Genomic DNA, 22,597 nt, shown 5'->3' with positions numbered 1-22,597 from the left:
ACGCTTTCCTGCACTGAAGTCCGGCAAACGCACCGAGCGTGTCAGTTGGATTGCTGCCCTTAAATTAGACAAGTTGTTTGCACCCATGACTTATGCAGGTTCTTGTAATCGCGACTTGTTCGAGCAGTGGTTGGAGCAAGGCTTAATTCCACAATTGCAGCCTGGCGATGTCATTGTGATTGACAATGCCAGTTTCCATCATTCGCAAGTGATTACGGAAATGGTGGCTGAGGCAGGTTGTGAACTCTGGTATCTGCCGCCCTACTCGCCGGACTTGAACAAGATCGAGCGCTGGTGGTTCGTGCTCAAGAATTGGATGCGCCAACGCTGGGACGAGTTTGACAGTTTTCGCGTTTGTGTCGATGCTGCCTTCAAACATTGTCCGAACGTTTTTCCGTAAAGCTATATAAGCAATTGGCCATTTTATTTACACTCGCAACTGTCATATCACTCCTCAGTACTTCGCCAACGAAATCAAGAACAGGAAAGGCGATTATGTTATCAAAATAGGTCGACTGAAAGCTATTTCTTCTTATTCTTCTTTTTATCCTTCTTATCTTTTTTCTTGCTTTTTCCATCATCGGAATAATCAAGCTGTAGTTTTTCAATTACAGCTTGTGCTGTGTTAACTGTGTTCTCTGTCGCATCCGCTACAAGCTGTCCAGCTTTCCCACTCGCATCTTCAACAACTTGACCAGTGGTGTGAGCAGCGGTACCAGCTACCTTTGTCAGGGCAGAGGGAACGCTAGCAATTGCTGTCCCTACCGACCCAACAGTAGCGGCAATTCCTTTCTCTTTCTTGCCGTCTTTTTTCTTGTCCTTTTTCTTGTTTCCCATTGTGTTATTTCCTAAGTCAAAGCGCAGCTAAAAGTTACCAATTCGCGATCTTAAGTCATCTAAGGCGAGAGTGAATGGAACAGCAATATCTCTTCCGGAGAGGGAGCAGTCGAAAGCTTAATTCAGGCTTAAAGACAGTCCTATCCACACTTAACCCTTATTCTGATTCAGTTCGTTACGATAATCCAAGATTTGTAAAAACTGATACAGAATTTAACTCTGTTTTGTGGATTGAAGATTCCTCCCACATATGCGTCTGAACTCTTGTTTCACGCCTAGCGAGTATCATTCCCCGGGTTCCTTCACTAGTGAAGGTGAGTTTATTCCTCGCTCTCACCTGAGACTCTGCCGCCTCCAGCAGATCCAGCTAACTTGTCCTCCCGGTCAGCCTGCGATCGTGCATTACCGCAGACAGCCGGAGGACACTTCTGTTCACTAACCGACCTTACCTAACTAGCTCAGGATGCACCTGCCCCGCCTTGACGGTGGGCTGGAGCAGCATTTGATGCAGGTGATAACGAAATCCCTCATCGAGATACTTCTGCCGAATCTCCTCCCAGTTAACTAACGCTCCCTGCTGCTTTTGCTCGATCGCCGCTTGGAGATCGGGTAAGCGAAGTTCACGACCGAGGGTTTTTGTGGCAAGCTCCAGGAAAACCTGGGTGTCCTGAAAATCTCCCAATTGAGCTTGCAACGCTTTGATTTCTGCAACCCAGTCTTGAAATTGCTCTCCATAGAATGGCATGAAGAATTCGGCTTGATAGCGAGCGTGTTTGCAGGCTTTTCGCAGCTCGTGCAACATAATGCCCTTTTCGCCTGAAGTTTCTTTGCTAGAAATTAACCAGCCCGGATGCACCAGCAAATGAGACAGCAGGGGACCTAACAAGTCGGGCAGGAGAACCGAGAGGGGTAGCTGGGCAATCGAGGTATAGCGGGGACGCTTTAACCAATCCGCATAGGTGGTTTTCAACTCTTGATACAGCGGCTGAGACAGCACTGCCTTCATTCGAGCAAAAGCTTTCACCCGCTGCTTTTTCAACGCCTCAGACACTTTGTCTAACTGTTTTTGCTCTTTTTGATTGAGGTTCGGACGATATTCCTGCTCTAAACTCGCCAGTTGCACATCCAGGTCTCTCACTTCCCCCAGGACTCTTGCCAAATCTCGCAGACGCTGAGCACTGCCGGCTTTGGGAATGTCGATCGCACTGCCAAAGACTTGCAGGGCAGTCCGGAGGCGGCGAGTTCCCACCCGCATTTGATGTAATGCTTCTGGGTCTTTGTCAGCAAGTACCCTCTTCTCCTGCTTAACAATGCGGCGATATTGTTCTTCAATGACCTGATAAGCATAGGCTTCCAGAGTCTGGGGAGGGGGAGTTGCTGAGTTTGATGCTCTACCCTGTTGTGCTTTAGTCATAGGATGCGAGGACTGTTTCAATCGAGTGAAGGACTACATGGAAGCAAGACAGAAGCTACACCTCCCATAGGGGCAAAGCTCTCAATCTTTATCCTTGAATTGAAAGAGAAACGCGGTGATTAGATGGGACGTGAGGTTAAAGGGAGAGCTTAACTAAGGATTAACCTTCAGTTAATCCCCCAACTGTATGACTTTGATCAAAACAAGCCAATTTATTTCTTCTTATACAAAAATAATGACAAACTTAAAGATCCGAATTTTAACGCGCGTCATGGCTCGTCCTGAGCGAGAGCGAGAGTTGAAAAACGTTCTGATTCAATTTATGGAGGAGCGCTGCCAGCAAGTGGGCTGTCACAGTTGCGAATTGCTGCACCAGCGAGTTGATGCAACCCAGTTCATTCTGGTCGAAGAATGGGACGCTGAAGCGCGATTAAGGTCAGAACTGGACTCTCAGCTTTTTGCAAAGTTAGGTGAGGCAGCCGCAGAATTATTTATCGAACCCCTTCAAATTCATTGGTACGATGTGACAACGCCGCAATCCCGTGCCGAGTAGCTTGTCGATGCTCAGGGCATCAGGAGCAACTGCCATCTACTTGCGGTTACCCTAAGCGATAGCCAAAGCCGCGCACCGTCTTGATGTACTCAGGTTTTCCTGGGTTGGGCTCTATCTTTTCCCGCAGCCAGCGAATGTGCACATCCACCGTTTTGAAGTCCCCGATGTAGTCCGTGCCCCAAATGCGATCGATCAACTGCTCTCGGGTCCACACCTGTTTAGGAGACTGCAGGAATAGCTTCAGTAGGCAAAATTCCTTCGGGCTCAGGGCAAGGGGTTGCCCACGCAGTGTGACAATGCACGTGCTCCAGTCAAGCACCAGATCTCGACAATTAAGGGTCGTAGGCTGTGTCGAAACAGAACGCGATCGGTGGCGCAGCAAGGCTCGACAGCGAGCAACGAATTCCTGAATTCCGAACGGTTTGACCAAGTAGTCATCTGCCCCCATCTCCAATCCCACCACGCGATCGGTTTCGCTGTCCTTCGGGCTAATCATCAGGATAGGGAGATTGTATCCTCGGCTCCGCAGTAATCGACAAAGCTCTAACCCGTTGACTTGAGGTAGCGTCGCTTCGAGGATTAGCAGGTGGAGGTCTGGATTAAGGGAGGTACGAGGCAATAAGTCTAAAACCTTTTGCCCATCCCTGACTGATACGACTCCATAGTTTTCACGCTCTAGTGCATCAGTAACAATCTCGCGAATTTGAATATCAGGTTCAGCCAGCAGAATCGTGGTGGCGGCAGAACTAGGAGAGGCAAGCTGGCTAGGGTGAGCAAGGTAAGTCATCGTACTAGGGCGACCAAGACTTATTACATCTCCTATGCATAAGGGAGAGTGAGGCACATTGCTTCTATACAAATAAAGGCTTAAGCATTCGCCTTCAGATAGATCCCTCTGATTTGTAGAAGCTGGTGTTGTTTAACCCGCTTTATAGGTGTCGCGTGTCAAATTCTTTTTCGTCTCGTCTCAAATTAGTTTTCGCTCTCAAAAGCCTGAAACGATTGAAGAGATTGCTTTTAAGGCTAAAGTAGTACAGCTCATTTCATCGCTCTGCCTCATCTCAGATTAAACTTCGTTTATTTTGGCTCTTTCCTGATTTTGGTGATCTGGAGTGGGATGAACGTTAAGGGCTTGCAAAACGATAGACCGACTCAACGAGATACTGAAGTTTTGGGCTATTTCAAAAACCTCGATAAACCTGGATCACCAAAATCAGGAAAGAGCCAGAAAAGCGAGAGACGCGACAACAGTCTTTCCATCTCAATAAGCGTCTTTAAGAGAATTGCCTCTCTGCTGTGAGATAAGGTTAATCAGGGTTGAATCTCCTGCGGTGGGGAGTAGGGATGGAGGGATTGTTATTCGTCACCACCGATAGAGGTGGGTTGAAGCGATTCTGTACAGGGTTTAGCATGGCTTGGAAGAGCGCGTATCCTGCTTCGGTAACGATCCGTTCAGCTACTGGTGGGGCACTGGAGTCAAGGGCTGCTGCTACCTGCGTTTCAACATCAGCGATGAAACGACTGATACGCAGCCCTTCATTGGCGTACCACCACTTCTGGCGCTCCCCCATTTCGGGTCGCCATTGCCCGCCTCCGATCGCCAGGATATTACCCGCATCATCGCGCTTTTCAGCAGCAGAGTGATGGATGCCGACGATCTGCCACTGGTTGTTGTACAACGGGGCACCAGAAGATCCCTTTGCGGTGTCTGTCTCATAGTGCAGCCACAGGTCCAGCAGCGCCATGAGCCGGTTCTCACGCAGGCTTACCTGCCGTGGCTGTCCCTCGGGGTGATGAATGGAGTTAATTAACTCGCCCTTGATCACCTTCCCCTCGTCCCGAATCAGAACGTTGTAACCGAACTCAGCAAGGGTCGCCTCCGGTCTTTGGCTATCAGGACGGGCGCGGGAGGCGACAGCGACGAGAGCATAGTCCATCCCTTCGTAGGCCGGATGGGAGACGAAAAAAGTGTCCGGAGCGAGATCAAAGGTGGCAGAGGGCAGAAACTCTCCGGCGAACGTTTCCTCATAATCAAACTCGACCCGGCTCAACCGAGCCGTTTGCAACGAATTTAGGACATGCTGGTTGGTCAACAGAAGGTTGGGGGCGACCAGAAACCCGGTTCCCCAGCCGATACGCCGGGTTGCATCACGAATGTGAATACGCCCGATGGTTCGACGAATCTGCGCGCCTAGAGACAGGAACCAACAGGGCTGTGTATCAAGTCCTTCGATCTGAATTTCAAGGGCAAATCGCGCCTCCGCCGGGGCTTCACGAACGGGTCCACTGGCTAGAGCCTCCCGATTCTCTTTGCTGAGCATAGGAGTCAGGCTTTGATTGGCTAGCAGCTTCACCTTCCGCTTCTCAATCCGCTCCGGGGTGTCCGCTTTCAGAAGCTCACCCTTGTTCAGATATTGACGGGTCTTTTCGCGTTCCTTTTCTGACGCTGCCAGTCGCTGGGCGGCTTCCTGCTGCACCTTAGGATCAAGTTCCATGATTATCTTTGCTGATGTGATAAAGACAGGGTGAAAATGACCGAAGTCACGGTCGAATCGAAGCGTTTACAGGCTTAGATTCTCGTAGTTGTTCTTAATGCGCACACGGGTTCGACCCGCTTCCAGCCCGTCTGCGGACAACGACAGTTCATGTTCAATGAGATAGTCGAAGTCGAGGCCAGTGCGTTCTTTGAGATGGGACAGTTCGACCCGATAGATACCAGGATCAAAAGCGGCTTCAAATCGCACCAGATCTTGAACCAATTCTTCCTGCTCCAGCATGTACGCCGCCGTCGCTAGTGTGCCGTCCGCTTTGACGTAAGCAATGATCTTCCAAAAGGCGAGGGGAAGACGAACGCCTCTATAAATGGGATCTTGATCATCCATCACGGGACCCGTAAACACCGTAACCTTGCGGTTGCGTGCATCCGCGTTGTCTAGGATGTAGTTCTCCAATCCCTGCCACAGGTCTTGTCCTTGATTGAATTTCGCATGCTGGGGAGAGCAGTTTGTAAAGTGGAAGGAATCATCGTTAGCGCGCCTAGCTTGCGATCCCCAAACTGGATCAAGCCGCCGCACCAAATGGCCGCGGTCTAGCTTATTGCGGCTGTAGAGCGCCTCGCCAATTTGCTCAGATTCGGCAATCCGGGAATCGAAATACCAGCGGTCTCTTCCGCGCTCTAAGTCAGTGCTCTGATTGCCGTCAATGTTGACAACAGTGTAATAGGCAAGCTGGCGGCGACGATTCATAACGATGCTGAAGTGGGTGTAGGGCAAGACGGTTGGGTCGTCACCCTCGGCAGCGTCACTGTTCTTGGCAGCGTTCCGTCGCTGCTCGTCGGTCAATACTGGTAAGGGAACGGTAGTACCCAGAAAATCGGGATCGTAGCCTTTGTACTCCTGGTAGTAAGAACGAGGACGAGCTGCCTCTTGCTCAAATTCGAGTAGTGGACTTTCGGAAACTAGCCTCTCGGAAGGTGCGGAAGCTGCTGGACTGTCTCCGATACGTACTGTAATGCTTAGAGGAATTGTTAACGTCACTTCTTGCGAGTTCATAAAGACTCCTTAAGGAATGCACTATCTGGTTTCTAACAAGCTGACAAAACATTCACGAGAAAATTGCGGCGCAGCCTTTCAAGAAGAGGGCTTTTTTAGATGAGCATACAAAGGCACAGCAGCTATCATGGCATTGCTTGACGCATTGCTGCCACCCTTCAGACGCAGGAAGGTTTCCGGCTCATGAGAATGTAGTATTCCCGCTCCAGGTCATCTTTGCATTTCTCTAGACTGGCGATGTTATGGCTCCAGCAACTTATCGCACCATTGGTGCGAGTTTTTCATGCTCAACGTAGGCTTCATAAAATAGCTGTCGCTTAACGAATTATCTGAGTCGTTAACAAATTAACTGCGTTGAAGGAGAAGAAGCTGAAAGCTAGTAGAAGCAAAATATTCCAGCGATGAGACAGGGATGAGACGATCGATTGCGAAGATAACAGATTACGTGCGTTACTTTTTCGGGGATAGGATTAACAAATTACGTGCGTTGTTGAATTAGGATAGGCACGGCGTGAAGCCGGAAGAGAACAGGCATTGAGGCTATATTTCCTGGGAATAGGGATGGCAGCAATCGTTCAGCTTCACTGTGTTTTCTATTGTAGAAGGATAATTGTAGAGAGGCAGTTGCTCAAAGCAGCAGATATCTAAAGGCGTGTTTCTGCTTGGATCTCAAGCTGCTCCAAAGTTGAAGCAGTTAATTTGTTAAATTGATAATTGTTTGTCGCAAGCTCGTCCTAATGATAGAAAGCATAGCTGTACAAGGATTACAGCAATTTTTAGGTTCACGCAGTTAATTTGTTAACGACGTAAGTAATTTGTTAAGTGACAACAACCCTCAGCGATCGCATCCCTTTTCACTAAATCTGCGTAAGAACCCGAAAAGCGAGAGACGCGACAACTGGAAAAGGAAGCGCTAGATTGAGTCCGTGCCGAAGCTCGAGCTAACGAGAAACAGAACTGGGCTGTAATGCTTCTGGATTGGTTCCATGTTTTTCTGCTTGTCGCTGGGCACGATCGCGATCGGCTTGCGTTTCCGGAACCAGCTTGGTCAGCAGTCGAGCTACGATCGGCAGAAATCCAATGACTGCAACCACACCGATAATGTTGAAAAGCATTTGAGCATTAGCAACTTGTCGTCCCACATCGTCACCAGAAATCGACTGGGCAAGCTGGGCAAGCTGAGGTGCAAACAGAATACCCAGGACGGCACTAACAACGTTAAACAAGAAGTGGAACAATCCCGTTCTGAGTGCGTAACTGCCTCGCCCAATCATGGCAACCAACGTGTCGGCACAAGTGCCAATTTCTGCACCCAGCATAATCGCGATTCCGGCAGCCAAGCCAATCAACCCAGAACTAGCAAGCGTTACTACAATTGCAACCGTTGCAGAGGAAGACTGCACAATCACCGTGAAGATTGCCCCTAATAATGCACCGAGCAAGGGATTCTCCCCCAATCGCTTCATCAGGTTAAGGAACGGCTCATATTCTCGAAACGGCTCCATGGCTGAATCGATTGCTTCTAGCCCATAAAACATTAGTCCAAAGCCTAGTAGGACAATGCCAATCGATTTGATTCGAGCGTTTCTGCCTAGGAAGAACGTGAGTAAACCAGCGAACATCAAAATCGGAACGTATAGCTCGATGTTGAGCGAGATAATCTGTGCACCAACCGCAGTGCCAATATTGGAACCTAAGACGACCCCTAGGGACTGCACAAACGTAAGAACTCCTGCACTCACCATTGCAATGACAAGAATAATCGTTACCGACGAAGATTCTAAAAACGTGGTTGCCACAATTCCTGTTGCAACTCCGGCAAAGCGATTGCTGGTGAACTTACTGAGCAGGTTTTTCATTCTTACTTCACCAACATCTTCCAATCCTTCGGCGAGTCGAGTAACGCCGTAGATAAACAAGACTAATCCGGCGATCGCGCCCATTGCAATCCGAAAGAAGTCGATTGCTTCCTGTTCTTGTTCTTCTTCAGTTAACGGAGGTTCGGATGGTTCAGCAGCTTGCTCTGTCTCTTGCGTGTTGCTTGCGGGGGAAGTTTGAGCGTTGGCATAAACAGCAGGCAATTGGTTGAAAGCCGGAAACTGCTGAATGCATGTAGGCGGACTAGCGAACAGCGTAATCGTAAATAATGCGACGCTCAGATAGGTGAGCAACTTGGAATTCAACCGCTTCAGAATAAACATTTTACTTCTCACAAAAAAGTTTTATTGCTCAGGGGATCTAAAACTAAAAATGAGCAAAGACGGAGCTGAGTTCGCTATGAACAAGAATAATTTTGATAGTTCGATTTTTATCTCTTCTGAAAGGGAGATATCGGTTTTTATTTAGCACAATTAGCCAAAGAAAATTTTCAGGCTAACTAACCTTAACTTTTTCTAAATCCGCTCTTAAACTCAATTGTTTATTTCTTCGTTTCATATCTCATTCAGACTGCAAAATTTAGCAGCAAAAGTACTTAAAATCCGTGCTATTCTTCTGAACTCTTTGCCTGCCTGCATAAATTAATTTCTATCTTGCTGATTTTCTAACACCGTTCTGAGACATCCCACAGCAGTTTTAGTCGCTGAAGTTAATGTGCACCCGTATCATCAAACTACGCTTGAGCTTCAATGGCATGAATGTTGTTTGTAAAACATATTATTTCAGGTGTAATATGCTAACCTCCCGACACAAAAGGTTTATCAGTTACAGCCTCCGAGCTCAATAGTAATACTCAGGTGTGAGGACGAGATGCATTCATTCATTCCCAATTTGCGTACTCTATTTACTGTTCTGGCTAGCACGACCCTTGCAGTCGCTTTATGTCCGATCGTTCTGGCAGACACTTCTGACATCAGCTTGAATCATGCATCAATTGCCCCGGAGCAACCTAGCCAATCGCCGCTGGTTCAACCCGATGCAATGGCACAGGTCACCTCTGTCTCGCAGCTTTCAGATGTCCAGCCGACTGATTGGGCCTTTCAGGCATTGCAGTCCCTTGTGGAGCGATATGGCTGTATCGTGGGCTATCCTGACAGTACCTTTCGAGGACAGCGTGCCCTGACTCGCTTCGAGTTTGCGGCAGGTTTGAATGCTTGCCTCGATCGCATTACGGAAGTTCTCTCCACTGCCACAGCCAATGCCGCGACTCGTGAGGATTTGGCAACTTTAGAGCGTCTTCAGCAGGAATTTGCTGCTGAGTTAGCCACCCTACGCAATCGAGTCGATGTCTTAGAAGCACGCGTCTCTGAGATAGAAGCAAATCAGTTTTCCACTACAACTAAACTCACCGGAGAGGTGGTCTTAGGGCTTGCAGACGTATTTGGCGGTATCGAGGAAACCAACAACACCATTTTAGGAACTCGGGCGCGTCTCATCTTTGAGACCAGTTTTACGGGGGAAGACCTTCTGACCGCAAGATTGCAGGCAGGAAACTTCGGACGGTTTGAAACGACGAATGATGCAGATAAAATGGTACTGGGCAATGAGGCTCGCTTAGGCTTTGATACAGACACCGACGGAGCCTTTGACATTGATATTTTGTCCTACCAGTTCCCGATGGGCGATCGCATTACTGCCTTTGCCATTGCTCAAATTGATAATTATTATGATTCTGACTTGGTAGATGTGATCAGCCCTTTCGCCAGTAGCGGCAGTGGGGCGATCTCTCGGTTTGGTCGCTTCAATCCCATCTACCGCTTGGGATCGGGGACTGGAGCCGGAGTGAGTTTGGAATTAAACGATGCTGTTGCGCTTCAGGTCGGCTATCTTGCAGCAGAGGCTTATCGCACCAGTGGTGGAGCAGGATTGTTCAATGGAGATTACGCGGCACTCGGTCAACTCACGTTCACACCCTTTGACGATCGGCTTTCGCTCGGTCTGACTTACATCAATTCTTACGCCGGATTTGACGATGAGGGAGAAGCAGTTGGCTTTGATACGGGAACCGGAAGTGAGCGGTCTGTAGTTGCAGTCGGTCGCCCTGTTTCTATCAACTCCTATGGGGTAGAAGCAAATTTTCAAATTACCGAGGGCATCGAAATTGGAGGCTGGGCTGGCTTTTCGGCGGTGCGAGTTTTGGGACAAGGCGACGCAGATGTATGGAACTATGCGCTCACGCTGGGCTTTCCCGATTTAGGCGGAGATGGAAATTTGGGTGGACTTGTCGTCGGGATACAGCCGCGATTGACAGGGACGTCCGGGCTACGGGTTGAGGGACGACGCAGAGATCCGGATACAGGTTTACACCTAGAAGCTTTCTATCGCTATCAACTCAATGACAACATTAGCGTTACCCCTGGAATCCTGTGGTTAACTGCGCCAAATCACGATAATGACAATGAAGATGTTGTTTTGGGGACAATCCGGACGACGTTTTCCTTCTAAATCATTATCGACTTCACGACTCGATAGCTCTCCAGGATGAGCATTCGTTTTTATAGCGATCGTCGCCGGATGAGGATGGGATACAGGGAATTCGCCCCTATACCCCCTGATTTCATCATGCCAATGTCAATTGCTAGACCGGTAAGTCCGCTTTGCTGATTGGGCTTACCTGTAACCCGGACAAGATTGCCAGTACTTCTTGGCCGTTAGCGAGGGGATTGAAGTCTTTCCATAGTGCTAGACAGACATTGAGAGGAATTGAAGCGATGAACATGATTCGTAAAGGACAGCTTCAGGGGGTTGAGAGAGGTGATGGGCGAGCACAAGTAGAATTTGGCGTTGCTGAATAAGCGTATGATACGCCCCCCTAGCCCCCCAACTTTGGGGGGAACCAGAATTCAAAGTCCCCCAATGCTGGGGGATTTAGGGGGCGATGCAGAAGCTAAATTTACACCGTTCATATCCTGATTCAGCAACGCCTAGAATTTGTGTCTCAAATTTTCGGACTTGTTGCTTGAGTGAGTCGAAACGGTTGTGTCGCAAAAACTGGTGGATAGTAAGGTAAATAGACCTAATCTTGCCTTCTCCTCCTCCGATGTCTACTGCTTCTCTATTTAAGTGGCGGCACTTTTTGCCTGAAATCATCCTGCTCAACGTCCGCTGGTATTGCCGTTACGCCTTAAGCTACCGAGACTTAGAGGAGATGATGCAGGAGCGAGGGGTGGAAGTGGACTATTCCACACTCAACCGATGGGTGCTGAAGTACTCGCCAGAATGGACAAACGAATTCGATCGCACCTGAAGCTGACTAACGACTCGTGGAGGGTGGACGAAACTTATCTCAAAGTCAGGGGTTTGTGGAAGTATCTGTATCGTGCTGTGGATTCGGAGGGTAATACCCTTGACTTTATGTTGAGCGCCAAGCGGGATGGCAAAGCAGCAGCAAGATTCTTTCGCAAAGTACTCAAGGGTCAGCACACTCAAGCGCCACGCGTGATTACAGTAGACAAGAACGCCGCTTATCCAGTGGCAATAGACGCTCTCAAAGCAGATGAAACGATTGAAAAAGAGACTGAATTAAGGCAGGACAAATATTTGAATAATATAATTGAGCAAGACCATCGGCACATCAAGCGCATCGTAAAGCCGATGATGGGATTTAAGACGTCCAACACGGCAAGAAGAACGTTGAGCGGAATCGAAGCGATGAATATGATGAGAAAAGGACAAGTAAAAGAAATCGATCAAGGGAATAGTGTCTCTCAAGTTAGATTTATTGAAGCAATTTTTGGAATTGCTGCTTAAGGGAATGCAAGCGAGACCGATCGGTTCTCCTTAAACAATTTTTGCGACACAACCCCCCTATTCATGCGCCGGTAACGGCGGCGATGACGGGCAGCCGACGTGCAACTAATCAAAGCCTCGGCACACAATAACACGGTCGGATGTCACGTCGATTGCTTTGTTATACGACCTCGTAACCGGCAAGCCATTTCCTGTCTGCAAGGACCACGGAATTTTTGACATGTTCCGACGATAAGTTCCAATACCTTGCACGAAGTTCATCTCGCTGCGCATCCGAAACAAGCGTGAAACCATGTTTTTGATAAAAAGAGATGGCCCAGGTCATCGCTTTCAAACAACCAACTAATATTGGACGACTTGAGTGAGCAATATGGTGGTTCAAAAGGGCTCCGCCAATTCCTTTGCCACGTTGACTAGTTCGGACGTAGGAGTGGCGTATTAACGTAACGTCTTTTACATCTTGTACTCCCATCACTCCAACAAGGCTTTGATTTTCTTCGAAACCTAGGAACTGAACCCCTCTTGAGATTTCCTCTTCAAAATATTGTTCCGACATCCACGGTTCTCTGTACAATTGCGGTGGGATGGTGTCTTTGTATGCCATAGCAGCATCGTTTATTACCTCGCGGACGGTTTGAAATTCGCTGCTGGTACAAGGGCGGATCATAAAGGCACAAAACTATGTGAGGCGTACGGCTCAAATCATCAGCAGTCCTAACTTTTCGTTCTCAGCGACCAGATTTTATTCTGCTGGTGCATTTGATTTGTTAGCCAGCATTTTTCGGCGATCGCTCACTAGCTGTTACTACTACAATGCGATATCTCTACCTGTTAAAAGCTGTGATCGAAACGGTCTTTCTATAAAGTACAGTCCGTAGAAGAACACTTCCCGTGACAGAAACTCGGACTGACTTTGCAATCCCCTGTATCGTGTGGTTGGAGTGGGAGAGGAATAGGCATTGATGCCCAAATCTCTCGCCATCAGTAAGGAGCGTCGCATATGAAGCGGATCACTTACAATCAAAATGCGATCGAACCCCTGCTGCTGGATAATGACTTTCGCCCCTTGCAGATTCTCTAGCGTGATCTTGGAAGTCGTTTCACAGAAGATATCTTTCGGATGGACTCCGTTCTGAATCGCGTACCGTTGAGCAATTACCGATTCTGCCAGCTCATCGTTCTCACCCACGCCACCAGTGAATATAAGAAATTTGACCTGTTTAGTGTTGTAGAGGTTGATTCCATGTTTGATGCGTTCCTCAAAGACGGGTGAGGGTTTATCATTCCAGACAGCCGCTCCTAGGACAATCGCAGCATCCGAGGGAATGTGATCTCTGGTGAATGAAAAGCTGTAGATGTCGATCGCTAAACCAATGGCGGACAGACTCACCACGCTAACCAGGATAAATAGGAGTTTCAGGCAGCGAATTTTTCTGAGTTTGGAACGCATGACTAACACCTGAAATAGAATCAGCTTGTTATCGATTTGCTGCAACGATTGGTTAGCTCGTCACTTGCCTCTCGTTCAGCCATCACTGGAAGGATTTCTGGCTTTCTCCTGATGCCTGCCCAAAAATTCAGAGTGCTAACTCTCTGCGGAGCTAGCTAACGCCAGGCATCAGCGGCGCGCACAGAACTTTATCTTGAGAAGGCTGCTCATTTGCGCGTCCGCTGCATGCCATTGTTATGCTTCGCCCTACGCTGGTTGACGCTGCACACTCCTTATAATCTCATAAACCTTCCTAGCTTCCCGTATTAACTCGAAGCTTGGCGTAGGTTGTGGCCCCCACCTGGGAAATGACATGCCGCCAGACCACCATGACATCGGATTTGTAGCACCGAACGTGATTGTCCCGCTCCCGTCCGACTTCTCATCCAGAGAAATATCTATCAGTGTTCGGAGATTGAGCGACTTCACCTTCCGGCTAAGTAACCCCGAAACAATTATGACGCGCTCGTTCGTGACACCGTAGTAAGTCTTGCCCCGTTGCCTCGCGTCGGCGAAGAACCTCCCGACCATGATGTATAAGCCGACTAGGACGAAGGGAACGCCCCACAGCTTGAAGAAAAAGGGGGCGTCGGTAGAGAGCACGCTGACTTCCCAGAAGATCACAAAGCCGCCCCATAGCAAACTGAAGGGGATGAGATAGACATCTTCTGCCCGGAGAATTAGGCCTTGACGCGGCATCCCCGACCATAAAAGCCGTTCGCTAGGGGCAAGTTGAGATTCTAATAACCTTTTCTGTTCATTCCACATACTCGAACACTAGAAGCATAACTATTATTGGAGAGAATAATTCTGCTGATCCTCCAGTACTGGATGGATCGGCAGAATCGTTCTACTGATCCACCCAAATCAGGTAGATCGACGGAATTTTTCCGCATAATAGGCTTTTTGGAGTGGATCGGCAGAATCTCTCCGTATATCTTCATATAGGGTACTGATGGACTGACGAGTATCATTTCCTACAATTTAATCCTCCTTATTCCCCATTTTTATGCAGTAATCTCCGAAGAAGCTGTTGGAGCAAGTGCGAGATGCTACGAGGGGGCAAGGAGCAAGAGATCTACTGAACCTGTGAGGAACCATTTAGGCTTAGCAATTCCAGGACCTACCTACGCAGTGGTATTGCCGAAATAGAGAGATTTTGAACCAAGAATTTGAGCACATCCATGTAAAAATTCTGTCGCAAAACTCGTGTCTCAGAACTCGTCAAGCTGAGTCATTATGAGACATATAAAATTTAGCGAAAACGCCTTCCAGCTTTGTTTTCTAGAGTTATCGACTATCCCCATGCCGCTAGTAAAATAAACCAGGATTTGATTTACACCTTCAATGTGACATGGCTTATTCACATCTCTTTGGCTGACCAATCTTCTCACCCTAAGGCTGCTGGTCGTTGTCTTCTCCGATCGCCTTGAGATACGCCTCAGCCGCCTGCTTAAACACACCCTTCGTGTACCGCTGAAACATGCGATCGCTTTTCCTCAACTGCTTATCCTCTGGCAGCCATAACAGGGCACACTACACATCCCTAGCCCTAAAAGCCTATGTCCAGCTCACCAGACCCCGACTACCCGCCTCAGTGCCAGCTCTGCCAGTTCTATACCCATAACCCGCATCTGCGCTGTACCCTGCATCCTCTAGGGCTGGAGTCAGATAACTGTCCCGATTTTAGGGCGATCGCCCAACTCCCTGAACTAGAGGAACAATGGCAGCCAGAAGGAGCAGCCTATTACAACGGAGAGCTAATCTTGCAGCCCAAGCAACGTACTCCGGCAGAGCAGATGGAGCTACTGGATACCCATCCTCTTTTTACGGGGCGATGTCCTGCATGCGAGATACCGATCGCCCCAGTACAGCCAGCTCAGGTTCATTGGGATTGCCGGAATTGTGGATGGATAGATGACTCTGTATAGGCGATCATCACCCCTGCTCAACGAAAAGGCTTAATTTGTAAAGCTCCAACCTTGATCAGTCGTAGATCCATTATCTAGATTGCGACCGGATAGTTCGCAGTCCCACAATTGCAGAGGTGCTCCATTTGATCGCCCTGGTGCGCCTGCAACATCAATGCACTTCCCAGATAGAGTATTGCGAATAAAACCGTTGCTCGTAATAGTCCATCGCTGGTCGGTTACAGAGCCATTGTCAGAATTCCGTCCAGAGAATTCACAATCCCAAAGTATCAGACGTGCCCCATTCGACCGCCCTGGTGCGCCCCCGACATCAATACATTTGCCGGACAAAGTATTTTGGATAAAACCACCGCGAGTTAAAACCCACTGTTGGTCTGTTGGTGAACCATTGTCAGGGTTGACCCCAGAAAGTTCACAGTCCCACAGTTGCAGCGGAGATCCATTCGATTGCCCTGGTCCACCTGCAACGTCAATACATTTACCAGACAGTGTATTGTTCAAAAATTGTCCACTGGTAATCTGGGCTTCACTCGGTTGATTAAGAACTGCTAGAGCAGTCAAGCTTAGACCAACAACCAGTGAACCAGACACAGCTTTTGCAAAGCCTTTCATTACAAATATCCTCTGTTCTAGTTGGTTCTCAGTTCCAGCGAAGTTGAGGCTGTTGCATCTTCTGAAGGAGAACTTTTAGGCGATCGCTGTTGCCAGGCTTCACCTACGCAGCAGATGTCAAACTACAGCAGGAGACTGATTCAACTCCCACCCTACTCAGGCTGAATTCTGCAATCTCCTCACAGTCGTTAGAGGAACCGTTAGAGGATAGGAATGATCTGTGTTAGAGATTCCAATAGGCAACGATCGCTCCCAAACAAAAATCCGCCCAGACACGCTGAACGGACTCATAGGGGGATTGAAGTTCTTACTGGAGAGGCTTAAACCATCGTAACCGGACGTTTTCCATAGTTCCGAGGTGAACTAATTGCCTCCGGTGGAACAAGCTCTGCCAATGTCTCTAGCTCATCTTCCAGATAGCCTTCCGGCAGCGATTCATGCTGTTCATGCTTCAGCAAGGCGAACACAGCGAGGCGATCGGGTAACTGACGGTAGCGCAATTGGGGCTGATAGCCTGCTTCAATCAGCGACTTCATTACATTAGCGATCGGGCGATCGTGAATCGCAGACAGTTCGACGCTGAGCCAAACTTCGCCCCGCTGCGGTGGGAGACTTGGCATTTCAAAGTCATGAGCGGTAAGTTCTGAATTTGCATTCATAGCGTTTTCCGTTTCCTCTTTGGACAACTTGAACTAAAACTGCGCCTGCATTGATCGCGTATTGCTGGCATTGTGCCTGTGCCTGTTCTGGGCTATCTGCCCAAACATAATCAGACCAATCCTCGCTGCTGCCTTCAGGGTCTTCGAGATAGCCACCTGTGCCGCTATACGGAATTTGTGTACCGTTGGATAGAACGAGATAAAGGATTCCTCCCACTACAACTGTACCAATGCAGTAAGGATTCGCCGCACAAGCCGCTGCCGCTGCCGTTTGAGCCTGAGCTGCTGTTGTCGTGGTCGTGATGACCTGGCAGGAGACGATCGCGCCAGCAATGAGTAAGGCATTAACGCGGTAAAACATAATCCTGTCTCCTAATCTGTCCGTCTTGAATCTGGAGGATGATGCTGCGGTCTGGGTCCCACTGCATTGGAAATCGATAGCTTCCATCAGGGATATCACCGTCGAAAACGCTGCGAACAGGTACAGGCTGGTTATATGTGCCGTATTGGTCTTGTCCACCTCCAAGCTGATTCAGTTGGTTTAGATGCTCTCTGCTGACAGGCGGACGCGGGGGAAGTGATTGCCAATGCTCGCCGGGATACTGCTGCTGTTGGTGCCAGGGCGTCTGCCATTGTTGAGCCTGAGCCGCTGCGGGAATGAGAATGATCAGTGACGTGAGGGCAATGCTTAAAGGTTGCATGGCTCCTCCTACTGCTGTACTGGGCGATTAAAGAAGTAGTCCTGGCGGACAATCTGACCGTTTTGCACCTCATACAAGATGTGAATCTGGTCGTCCCACTTTGCCCGATAGCCATGCACTCCGTCAGGGACACCGCTGCCCCAGGCTTGCTCTACTGACACAGGTTGCTGATAGTAGCCGTTATCGTCCTGCCCTCCGCCGAGCTGATGGAGATAGCTAAAGCTCTCGCGATCGATGCCGCCGCGAAAGTATTGGTAAGGGGCTGATGCTTGCTGCTCCTGCGGGAAGGGGTTCCACCATTGCGCTTTTGCAGTTTTGGGAATGAGAAAAACAGCCAGCGAGACGGTTGCTAGCAGAATGAAAGCTTTGTACGTCATGCTTGAAATAGCTCCTGTTGGGAGTCGCCAGGGGGGAAGGGTCTCAAGCTGTCCCCTCTGGGCAACTGTGAAAGAAAACAAGTGAGTGAAATTCTGGAAGTTCTAGAAATTCAGTCGATTCGTTCGTAAGCTGCCTCGATTGCGTCATCAATGCAGGGTGAAGCATCATCATCAGCCGATCGCAGGGCTTTACGGGCATGGAGTCCGCTGGTGAGTTTGCTCAGCATCCGGTGGTCAGAGTCGTCTACAAAGTTCAGAATCTCGCTCACCTGCTGATCTTCTTTGCGTTCGATCGCCTGCTTGAGTTTTGCAACTCGTTCATCCCCTTCGCGGGTGAGTGCCCCCACCTCTGCCAGCAGTTCATCTTCCAGATCTTCGGCAGGTGCGAGAGTTTGAGAATTCTGGAAACTCTGGAATTTCTGGAACTCCTGGAAATGTCCTTCCTTCCGCAGTCGCCGCATTTTCTCCACGAATTCAGACCCTTTAAGTCTCCGGCGTTCCCCGGTTTCAGCATGGTAGAGGCTGGCTTTGGTTGAAACGTGCTTGGCGCAGAGGGTGAGTAGCTGAATCTGCCAGTCCGAAAAGGGACCGTTGGCAGGTAGCACGATTTCAAATGCTTGGTAAACGAACTCTGACCAGTTCTGAACAGTCTTTGCGTTAACGCCCCATGCAGTAGCGAAGTCTTCGATCGGCGTGAGATTATCGCCCGATCCCTTGATTTGCTTGGTTTGCACCATATTTGCTCCTTCTGGAAATTCCAGAAATTCTGTAAGTTCTAATGAAAATCTAGTGTGCCATCCAATGGATGTCAATGGATGCCAAATAATGTCATACTCAGCAACAAGAGTTTTATTGGGTAAAATCCTGATGCAGAACGTAACGACAGATGTGGCGCGAAAAGACGAGCGGGTAACAGTTCCCTTCGATCGGGAAACATTGGAACGAGTTGAGGCGATGGCTAACCAAGAGGAGCGCCCCGTCGCTCGTCAGATCACGCTATTGGTTAAGGCAGCATTAGAGCTAATCGATCAGCAAGGCTTTAAGTTAGTAGATGGTAAGCTCCGCAAGGTTTCCATTGAATCAACAGAAGTAGATGGCGAGGAATAGCTGTGAATCCGTCAGCTTCAGAGTGACGAAGATTAAGTCAGACTAGAATTTGAAGCAGGATGATGGGTGAAAGGCGATCGCTGAGACGAGAGGAGTATCAGAACTGAAGTTCTAGCTATCCCCAGAACATCCATCCCAGAAACCGGAGGAAGCTGCATGACCATCACCCCATGTCGCTGGACAATAGACGACTATCACCAGATGATTGCTGCGGGTATCCTGGCGGATCGTCGTGTTGAATTGTTAGATGGAGTCATTGTCGAGATGTCGCCAGAAGGCACACCGCATTCGTACTTTAGTGATCGTCTGGCAAACGATCTCAGAACGGCTCTTGTAGGACGGGCACAAGTCAGAGAAGCCAAACCCATTACCCTGCTGGATGCGTCAGAGCCAGAACCGGATATCGCGATCGTTGAGCCACTGGATGACGTTTATCTTGACCATCATCCTTATCCAGAGAACGTTTTTCTGCTGATTGAATACGCTGACTCTGGCCTGACCAAAGACCTGGAGATCAAGAGCAAAATCTATGCCAGGGCAGGCATTGCAGACTATTGGGTAGTGGATCTCAAAAACCAGCGATTGATTGTCTTTCGCTCTCCTGACCTTGGTGAGTACCAGCAGCGCAACACGCTCACATCAGGCACAATCTCCCCTTTGATGTTCTCAAACATCGCCCTTCAAGTAGCTCGGTTAATGAAACGCTAAATACAGAGGCGATCGCCTTTCCCTGCATTGTCCTACACTGTCCTACAGACAGTCCGATAGAAGACAGGACAATGACCAAAACCACCGTAGATGAACTTCCTGTTTCCCAGTTGCCCGACCGCTATGGCATCTCCCGATCGGTTCTCTACACACGCATTAATGCTCTGAAAATCAAGCCTGAGCAGCGTGGCAATAAATCTTATGTCAGCAGGGAGCAACTAGATTTGCTCGATCGCCTGCATAACCACATCCAGCAGGGTGGAAGTACAGCCGAGTTTCTAGCGTCAGCCGGACTATCCGACGAACAGACCGGACAGACTGTAGGACAGTCCGACGAACAGACCGGACAGTTAGCCCTGAGTGATTCGGCACCGCTGCTGCTGATCATTGATGCTCTGGCTGAGAAGTTGGCAAGCCAGCAAATGAGTGATCCATTGGCTAATCTGAGGGCGATTGAGGAAGCTGCTTGTCGGGGATGGCTACTATCGTCGAGTCAATTGGCTTCACTGCTGGGGTTGAGGTCATTGTCGGGGAAGTCGTTCGATCGCTATGGGTTTAGCTTTACCCGCGCTGGACGGAATGGGGCGGAGATTGCTTGGAGAATCACCAAGATTCAGGCTGTGGAAGGCAGTGACTCATAGTTTTAGGAGGTGACTTAGGAACTAATGAAGAAGAATGTTCCAGGCTGCTCAATTGAATACATATATAGTCGTAGTAGAGATTTTCCTAATACAATATAACAGCAAGAAAGCCGTAAAAGCTCTATGGTTTCGTGTATTAAGTGATGGTAAAAATAAAAAGATTCTGAATAATGCCCAGGTTGAATCCGTGGAACAATAAGCCTCAAAATCAGAAACAGATTGCACAGCATACTACTGATATCAAAATCAGGGAAAAGGCGTATCAGATTTGGCTCGACCGTCATGCAAGGGGAATGCCTGGCACTTCTGAATCAGACTGGCTTAAAGCAAAGCGATTGATAGAGCAAGAGCAAGCAGGAAAATCCCTCAGGAGAATACAAAGAGTTCTCTCTTGGCTAAATCAACCACTAATTGGAATAGATAGAACGATTGAACCGTGGGCAAACTCGCTAGATAAGGCAAATCTCGTTCGAATTTCTGAAAAGATAAGCCCTCTTTTCGAAGTTATTGGTGTTATTGTCATCCCACTCGCAATTTTGTATTTTACTCAAACATCAGAAGCATCAAAAGAGCGTCAAGAAAAAGCAGTTCGAGCGCAATCAGCAGTACAAAATTATCTCAATCAACTATCAGCAACTTTAAGAGAAGGAGAGTTGGAAAGCAATGAAAGACTGAAAACCGTCATTCGCGCAAGCAACTAGCTTTATTGGAAAGCCCAGATTTACAACCAGATGCAAAACAAAATCATTTTGAATACTATAAAACCGATCGAAAAGGACAAGTAATCAGATATTTATCAGAAGCGGAGATGCTTCAAGGAAAAGGGATTAAATAGTTGCAAAATGATACATAATCTCCAGCCCAGAAAGAGCCTGTTATTTCTTTAGAAGATGCTAATCTTAGCAGTGCTCATCTTGGCGATGCTAACCTTAGCCTTGCCGACCTCATTCGTGCCAATCTTCGCTATGCCAACCTCATTCGTACCGACCTCAGCAGTACCAACCTCGGCGGTGCTAATTTGAGTGGTGCTAACCTTAACGATGCCGACCTTAGCAGTGCTAACCTCTCCGACGCAAACCTTAGTGGTGCCAACCTCAGCGATGCCAAGGTAATGTTCTAGACCTGTGGAAGTGGGAGAGAATAGAGTGATGACTACCCCCCAAACACTGCTATGGTTCTAGAACCCGTTCTTTGTCCTGCTTGTCACAGTTCTAAGTAGTTAAACATGGTAAATCCTCTGAGGGCAAACAACGCTATAAGTGCCGCAATCCTCAATGCTCCCACAGCACCTTTATCCAGCACTATTCCTATCGGGGCTACTTACCCGAAGTCAAACAACAAATTGCAGACACGGCAGTCAACGGCAGTGGCATCAGAGACACCGCTCGGGTGTTGGGAATTAGCCCAACAACAGTCATTGAAGAATTAAAAAAGTCTCGTCTTCTGAAGTCGGTGAACCAACCGTTGCTGGAACAGCTGTCCGAACCTGAAACGGTCGAAGTCCTCCTGCAGCGAGTGGATGAGGCAGAGATGAATGAGATGTGGAGCTTTGTGAGCAAGAAAAAACAGCAACGGTGGTTATGGCATGCAATTGATCACGCAAGTGGTAAAGTGCTGGCTTATGTGTTGGCTGACCATCCTGACGCAGCGTTGAAATTGTTGATGCATTTGCTGATACCATTTGGGATTCAACAGTTCTATACCGATGGTTGGGGTGGCTATGCTCGGTTGCTGAATGAAAACCAGCATGAAGTCGGCAAGCATCACACTCAGAAGATTGAACGGAAGCACTTAACGTTACGAACTCGGATCAAGCGATTGGCACGCAAGACGATTTGTTTTTCGAAGCCGGAGTGGATGCACGATATCGTCGTCGGGCTATTTATCAATCGTTATAAATTTGGGCTTCCCGTTTAGGAGCTTCCACGGGTCTAGAACACCACCATGGTGAAGAACTGATCCTATGCAAGCTCTAGCCTTAAAAGATTATATGTTTCTCATTACCTTCAACTATTGCTGCAATTAGAGAAAATAGTAATGGCTTCTGTAGTCTATCTCCTGATTCTCATCATAAGAGTATCTTTAATTAATTTGAGCAGACTCAACTACGGAGAATGTGCTGCCGTATAAAAGTATTTGAGCCTAAGTAATCTCTTGCTAATGTATCTTTTAGAACCTTAAATAAGCTCTCTTGAATTATGAAGAAGTTTAACAATTAGCCTTAGCTCAATAGCTTTAAATGTAGAAAAGATAACATGAAACTATCCTCAATGAACCATCTGTAACAGGGTTCTAGTGCCCTAAACTGAACCCCTATTTTTCCGAAATT

25 protein-coding genes and 1 pseudogene are annotated in these 22,597 nt (G+C 48.3%); 11 read left to right on the top strand and 15 right to left on the bottom strand.

Features of this window, described 5'->3' with window-relative positions:
- On the top strand, window positions 1-400 hold a 400-nt coding region (locus tag NDI45_RS19665; RefSeq protein ID WP_348248386.1), incomplete at its 5' end, for an IS630 family transposase.
- 122 nt (window positions 401-522) lie between these two features.
- On the opposite strand, the gene NDI45_RS19660 is transcribed toward NDI45_RS19665, so the two are convergent.
- Together NDI45_RS19660 and NDI45_RS19655 are read right to left on the bottom strand one after the other, a co-directional pair.
- Window positions 523-837: a hypothetical protein gene (locus NDI45_RS19660; protein WP_348248385.1), complete on the bottom strand. Its 315-nt coding sequence runs from the start codon at window positions 835-837 to the stop codon at window positions 523-525.
- Between the two features lie 445 nt (window positions 838-1,282).
- Window positions 1,283-2,251: a CHAD domain-containing protein gene (locus NDI45_RS19655; RefSeq protein WP_348248384.1), complete on the bottom strand. Its 969-nt coding sequence runs from the start codon at window positions 2,249-2,251 to the stop codon at window positions 1,283-1,285.
- Between the two features lie 235 nt (window positions 2,252-2,486).
- Between NDI45_RS19655 and NDI45_RS19650 the strand changes: the two genes are divergently transcribed.
- Complete coding sequence (locus NDI45_RS19650) at window positions 2,487-2,804, top strand: antibiotic biosynthesis monooxygenase (RefSeq protein WP_348248383.1); 318 nt, start codon at window positions 2,487-2,489, stop codon at window positions 2,802-2,804.
- Between the two features lie 46 nt (window positions 2,805-2,850).
- On the opposite strand, the gene NDI45_RS19645 is transcribed toward NDI45_RS19650, so the two are convergent.
- From NDI45_RS19645 to NDI45_RS19630, 4 genes are all read right to left on the bottom strand, one after another.
- On the bottom strand, window positions 2,851-3,591 hold the full coding sequence (locus tag NDI45_RS19645; protein ID WP_348248382.1) for a response regulator transcription factor: 741 nt from the start codon (window positions 3,589-3,591) through the stop codon (window positions 2,851-2,853).
- Between the two features lie 520 nt (window positions 3,592-4,111).
- On the bottom strand, window positions 4,112-5,299 hold the full coding sequence (locus NDI45_RS19640) for a serine protease (protein ID WP_348248381.1): 1,188 nt from the start codon (window positions 5,297-5,299) through the stop codon (window positions 4,112-4,114).
- A gap of 66 nt (window positions 5,300-5,365) precedes the next feature.
- Window positions 5,366-6,355: a DNA/RNA non-specific endonuclease gene (locus tag NDI45_RS19635; protein ID WP_348248380.1), complete on the bottom strand. Its 990-nt coding sequence runs from the start codon at window positions 6,353-6,355 to the stop codon at window positions 5,366-5,368.
- A gap of 941 nt (window positions 6,356-7,296) precedes the next feature.
- Complete coding sequence (locus NDI45_RS19630; protein ID WP_348248379.1) at window positions 7,297-8,556, bottom strand: Na/Pi symporter; 1,260 nt, start codon at window positions 8,554-8,556, stop codon at window positions 7,297-7,299.
- A 547-nt stretch (window positions 8,557-9,103) separates the two neighbouring features.
- Between NDI45_RS19630 and NDI45_RS19625 the strand changes: the two genes are divergently transcribed.
- Both NDI45_RS19625 and NDI45_RS19620 read left to right on the top strand, forming a co-directional pair.
- Entirely contained in the window at window positions 9,104-10,738 is a 1,635-nt protein-coding gene (locus tag NDI45_RS19625) for an iron uptake porin (RefSeq protein WP_348248378.1), read from the top strand.
- Between the two features lie 595 nt (window positions 10,739-11,333).
- Window positions 11,334-12,043 (top strand): IS6 family transposase gene (locus NDI45_RS19620; RefSeq protein WP_348248377.1). Its coding sequence is split into 2 segments (ribosomal slippage): window positions 11,334-11,511 and window positions 11,511-12,043, totalling 711 coding nucleotides; the frame shifts between segments, so codons are not numbered across the junction.
- Window positions 12,044-12,203: 160 nt separating this feature from the next.
- Here the strand turns inward: NDI45_RS19620 and NDI45_RS19615 are convergent.
- From NDI45_RS19615 to NDI45_RS19605, 3 genes are all read right to left on the bottom strand, one after another.
- Window positions 12,204-12,647 (bottom strand): GNAT family N-acetyltransferase, encoded by a 444-nt coding sequence (locus NDI45_RS19615; protein WP_348248376.1) that lies wholly within the window; start codon window positions 12,645-12,647, stop codon window positions 12,204-12,206.
- Window positions 12,648-12,851: 204 nt separating this feature from the next.
- Window positions 12,852-13,493: a YdcF family protein gene (locus NDI45_RS19610; protein WP_348248375.1), complete on the bottom strand. Its 642-nt coding sequence runs from the start codon at window positions 13,491-13,493 to the stop codon at window positions 12,852-12,854.
- A gap of 246 nt (window positions 13,494-13,739) precedes the next feature.
- A complete protein-coding gene (locus NDI45_RS19605) occupies window positions 13,740-14,231 on the bottom strand; it encodes a PH domain-containing protein (protein ID WP_348248374.1) in 492 nt (163 codons plus the stop codon).
- Between the two features lie 863 nt (window positions 14,232-15,094).
- Between NDI45_RS19605 and NDI45_RS19600 the strand changes: the two genes are divergently transcribed.
- Window positions 15,095-15,463: a hypothetical protein gene (locus NDI45_RS19600; protein WP_348248373.1), complete on the top strand. Its 369-nt coding sequence runs from the start codon at window positions 15,095-15,097 to the stop codon at window positions 15,461-15,463.
- 30 nt (window positions 15,464-15,493) lie between these two features.
- On the opposite strand, the gene NDI45_RS19595 is transcribed toward NDI45_RS19600, so the two are convergent.
- From NDI45_RS19595 to NDI45_RS19570, 6 genes are all read right to left on the bottom strand, one after another.
- Complete coding sequence (locus NDI45_RS19595; protein WP_348248372.1) at window positions 15,494-16,075, bottom strand: RICIN domain-containing protein; 582 nt, start codon at window positions 16,073-16,075, stop codon at window positions 15,494-15,496.
- Window positions 16,076-16,395: 320 nt separating this feature from the next.
- Window positions 16,396-16,734, bottom strand: coding sequence for an acyl carrier protein (locus NDI45_RS19590; protein WP_348248371.1), 339 nt, complete (start codon window positions 16,732-16,734; stop codon window positions 16,396-16,398).
- Window positions 16,703-17,095, bottom strand: coding sequence for a hypothetical protein (locus tag NDI45_RS19585; protein WP_348248370.1), 393 nt, complete (start codon window positions 17,093-17,095; stop codon window positions 16,703-16,705). Before NDI45_RS19585 ends, NDI45_RS19590 begins: the two co-directional genes overlap by 32 nt.
- A complete protein-coding gene (locus tag NDI45_RS19580; RefSeq protein ID WP_348248369.1) occupies window positions 17,079-17,435 on the bottom strand; it encodes a hypothetical protein in 357 nt (118 codons plus the stop codon). Before NDI45_RS19580 ends, NDI45_RS19585 begins: the two co-directional genes overlap by 17 nt.
- A gap of 8 nt (window positions 17,436-17,443) precedes the next feature.
- A complete protein-coding gene (locus NDI45_RS19575; protein WP_348248368.1) occupies window positions 17,444-17,812 on the bottom strand; it encodes a hypothetical protein in 369 nt (122 codons plus the stop codon).
- Window positions 17,813-17,922: 110 nt separating this feature from the next.
- A complete protein-coding gene (locus NDI45_RS19570) occupies window positions 17,923-18,549 on the bottom strand; it encodes a hypothetical protein (RefSeq protein WP_348248367.1) in 627 nt (208 codons plus the stop codon).
- Window positions 18,550-18,637: 88 nt separating this feature from the next.
- Here NDI45_RS19570 and NDI45_RS19565 point away from each other — a divergent pair, with 88 nt between their 5' ends.
- The 6 genes and pseudogenes from NDI45_RS19565 to NDI45_RS19540 form a co-directional block, all read left to right on the top strand.
- Complete coding sequence (locus NDI45_RS19565; RefSeq protein ID WP_348248366.1) at window positions 18,638-18,919, top strand: hypothetical protein; 282 nt, start codon at window positions 18,638-18,640, stop codon at window positions 18,917-18,919.
- A 156-nt stretch (window positions 18,920-19,075) separates the two neighbouring features.
- Window positions 19,076-19,627, top strand: coding sequence for a Uma2 family endonuclease (locus NDI45_RS19560; protein WP_348248365.1), 552 nt, complete (start codon window positions 19,076-19,078; stop codon window positions 19,625-19,627).
- 71 nt (window positions 19,628-19,698) lie between these two features.
- A complete protein-coding gene (locus tag NDI45_RS19555; RefSeq protein ID WP_348248364.1) occupies window positions 19,699-20,268 on the top strand; it encodes a hypothetical protein in 570 nt (189 codons plus the stop codon).
- Between the two features lie 170 nt (window positions 20,269-20,438).
- A complete protein-coding gene (locus NDI45_RS19550; RefSeq protein WP_348248363.1) occupies window positions 20,439-20,969 on the top strand; it encodes a DUF2934 domain-containing protein in 531 nt (176 codons plus the stop codon).
- 176 nt (window positions 20,970-21,145) lie between these two features.
- Window positions 21,146-21,388: a pentapeptide repeat-containing protein gene (locus tag NDI45_RS19545; RefSeq protein WP_348248389.1), complete on the top strand. Its 243-nt coding sequence runs from the start codon at window positions 21,146-21,148 to the stop codon at window positions 21,386-21,388.
- A gap of 155 nt (window positions 21,389-21,543) precedes the next feature.
- A pseudogene (locus tag NDI45_RS19540) lies at window positions 21,544-22,185 on the top strand (IS1 family transposase); the annotation flags it as partial.
- Between the last annotated feature and the right edge of the window lie 412 nt (window positions 22,186-22,597).

The organism is Leptolyngbya sp. GB1-A1 (assembly GCF_039962475.1).
Lineage (GTDB): Bacteria > Cyanobacteriota > Cyanobacteriia > Elainellales > Elainellaceae > Leptolyngbya_A.
The sequence above is the reverse complement of the archived record's forward strand: the minus strand, read 5'-3'. Positions and strand labels throughout refer to the sequence as shown.